This window comes from Abditibacteriota bacterium (assembly GCA_017552965.1).
Classification (GTDB): Bacteria; Armatimonadota; UBA5829; order UBA5829; family UBA5829; genus RGIG7931.
The window spans coordinates 1-3,257 of record JAFZNQ010000127.1; the positions used below are offsets into that span (position 1 = coordinate 1).

The 3,257-nt window shown below is 62.2% G+C and carries 1 protein-coding gene; it reads right to left on the reverse strand.

The window, feature by feature from the left end; all coding sequences use genetic code 11:
• Positions 1–5: 5 nt before the first annotated feature.
• On the reverse strand, positions 6–3,257 hold a 3,252-nt coding region (locus IK083_10450), incomplete at its 5' end, for a hypothetical protein (protein ID MBR4749974.1).

A 3,257-nucleotide genomic window follows, 5' to 3' on the forward strand; every position in this document is an offset into this window, starting at 1 on the left:
CGGGTTTATTTCACCGGGTAGCCCGGGCCGAAGGGGATGCCGTTGATGGTCAGCCTTATCCTGCCGGCAGTGTAGGGCAGCTCCACCGCGGCGGAGCGCTGGCAGAACACGTCCTCCTTGACGGGCACGCTGGTCCCGCCCAGCTGCACCCTGACCGAGCCGGCTCTCCAGTCTGCCAGGCCTGTGTTGATGACTTCCACTCTCAGCATGCGCTTTGCTCCCACGCGGTAGGGCGCGGCCGACTTGATCATGCCGTTGATGAATTTGAAGGGGTCCTTGCCGGCGGGGCCGCCGCAGAGGGTGTCCTCCGTCAGGTCGTCCGCGTATCTGATGCGGGAGGGCTCGACCTGCGACTTGTTTCTGAAGCCAAAGCTTTCCCTGTTCCGGTCGGCCTCCAGCATCTCGGGTATCAGGGCCTCAAATATGCCGTGGATGCCTCTCGGGGAGTCGTCTCTGTCCACGGTGTACACGTGCTCCAGAGCGGTCATCATGTCCTGGTTGATGAATCTGGGGGCGTATTCTCTCAGCAGGGCGGTGCAGGGCCTGTCGGAGCCGTCCGGGTTCAGTATGCCGTAGTCCGAGTTCTCGCCGATCCGGAAGCCGCCGGGGAAGTACCAGCAGAACATGCCGGAGGTGTAGCCCCGGAACATATAGTCCAGGCATCTCCTGTAGTATTCCTCCTGGTCCCGGGCAAAGCCCTCGGGCACGTCAAAGTTGGAGCCGGACCACATATGCCGTCCGAATTCCTTCCACACCACCGGGGCCTGAGGCTTCACGTAGCGGGCGTAGGCGTTGGCAAAGAGCACCTGGCACATGCTCCGGTCCGACTCGTATCTGAGGGCGTAGCCCTCGGGCTCCATCACGTCCACCGCGGGGGCCAGGCTCTGAAAGTCGTAGCAGAAGTCCCGTGGCGCCATGCCGCTCACCGGGTCGGCGCTGCCGGACATGCTCATGCGGAAGCTCACCAGGTGGTTGGGGTCCTGCTCCCGCCAGTAGTTGTAGGTGTCGGTGAACAGCCTGGCCACCTGGTCGTCTATGAACCGGCGGTAGGCGTTGACCAGCTTCAGATATTTGTCCGAATAGTCGTCCAGCATCTCGTCGGTGACGCCTCTCACCCTGCCGTTCTCGTCCCTGGTGACGGGCGTGCCCCACACCTTTTCGGCGGCCTCCACAGAGCCGTACTGCTCGGCTATCCACCGTTCCCATTCGCCGTCCCAGCCCTTGCGGCCCACGTAGTGCGCGTCTTCGTAGGAGCCTATGCGGGGTTCCCAGGCCGTGTCATAGGCGATGACGTTGTCTATCTCGCTGAGGTGCAGCCTGTCCATGACCTGCTTGACCAGCTTTCTGTCCGCCAGGAACAGGTCCCCCGTGGACCGGAGGGACAGGTCCACGTATATGTCCATGCCGTCGCACAGGTCTATGAGGTCCAGCATGTTGTTGGAATCCATCTGGCCGGCGTGGATGAACACGGACACCGCGTTCATGCCTATGTCCCTTATGCGCTGCAGGTCCATGAGTATCACCTCGGGGTCGTAGGCTGCCCGGGACACGTAGTGCTCAAAGTTGTGGCCGTTCAGCTCGGCCACGCCGGAGGAGGGCATATAGTTGACGCCGAAGAAGCTCTTGATTTCGCCGTCCTGCATGAAATAGCCGTCCGTGGAGGTGATATACTTCCTTTGGTCCGGGTCTTTGGGTTCCCAGAAGACCAGCCTGATCTGGGATATGCGGTCCAGCAGGTTGCCGTCCTTGTCGTAGAGGCGGGTGACGGCGCAGTCGGGCAGGTCGTCTCCGAGCCTGTATTCGGCGCTGTATTTGAACTGTCCGCCTTTGGGGGAGGCGGAATATTCCGCTATGGGGTCGCCCTCGCAGTAGAGGGTGGTGGTCACAGTAAAGTCCTCGGCGTTGCCTCCCAGGGTGACCAGATTGCCGCCGTAGCGGATGGATCTGGTGTCCGCCAGGGGATAGATATACTCGTCGGTGCCCCCTTCGTAAAGGAGGGCGGGACTCAGCATGGCCCGGGCGATATCCACGGCGGCGGCAATGCCGTTTTGGTCATAAAAGTCCTCCGACTGGGGCGACAGGCAGCCTACCAGGCTGACCTTGCCCTTGCCGTTCATGGCAAACACGTTCATCCAGGCGGCGTAGCCGCAATGGAGCTCCTTGGCGTCATACAGCTCCAGCAGGGGGACGAATCTGAAGTCCCTGCCCTTGTCTATGCCGGTGCCCTGACGCTTGGGGCTGCAGGAAAATACTTTGTCGGGCAGGGCGTATTCCCTGTCCTTGACAAAGATCTGGTTTTGGCAGGTCTCTATGCCCGCGGCGTTGGTGACGGGAAAGACCTGGTCCTCCGGGCACAGGGTGGCCACCGTCAGACCGGCCCCTTCCTTTTCCTGTATATCTGCTTTCAGCAGCTCCACGTCGGAGACGTAAAAGACGTGGTGTCCCGGCGGGATGGGCGCGCCGGTCTGGGCAAAGCCCATGGTGAGCATGGCTATCTCGCCTATCTCGGGGTGCTGTCTGTCGCTGGGCCTGCTGTCATGCCACCATGCAAAGTCGGACTCCGACAGCAGATACTGCTGCCAGTCCTCCGTGAGGGCGGCGGAGGCGTACCAGCGGGAGCCTCCCTTGTCGGTCATCTCCACGTAGAGATACTTGGTGTCCGCGCCGCCCTTTGCCATGAAGGCGATGGCGTTGGCGTCCGTCATTTTGGGGCTCACCTTGTAGTTGAAGTTTTCCCAGCTGTTCAGATTGGGCACGTCCCCCTTTATCTGTCCCCGGCTCCCCTCCAGGCCGTAGTCCCCCACGGTGTAGGTCACCTTGTCGTCCGGGTTGTTGGAGCCCCGCTTGAATTCCTTGACCGCGGAAGGGTCCGAGGCGTCCAGAATGGTCTCCCTCTGCCCCTCCGCCACGTCGGCGGCCGCCCTGCGCAGATATTCCTCTCTGGACAGCCAGCCGCCGTCATAGCCGTAAAGTATGTCGGTAAAGGCCGGGCCGCCTATGGTCAGGAGCCTGCCGCCATTCTCCAGATAGTTCGAGATGAGTCTCAGCCCCTCGGCCGAAATGCTGCCGGGAGCCACCGCTATCAGCAAAGGGTTTTTGGCGGGGTCCAGCAGCGCAGGGAGGTCAGCGGAGAGGTCCGCCCGGGTAAGGGAGATGCCATCTCCTTCCAGGGCGTCCGCCAGCGCCTGAGTGTAGCCCGGGGCTTCGCCGCAGGTGAGAAGGACCGCGCGGGAGGCAGCCCAAAGGGGCGCGCAGGC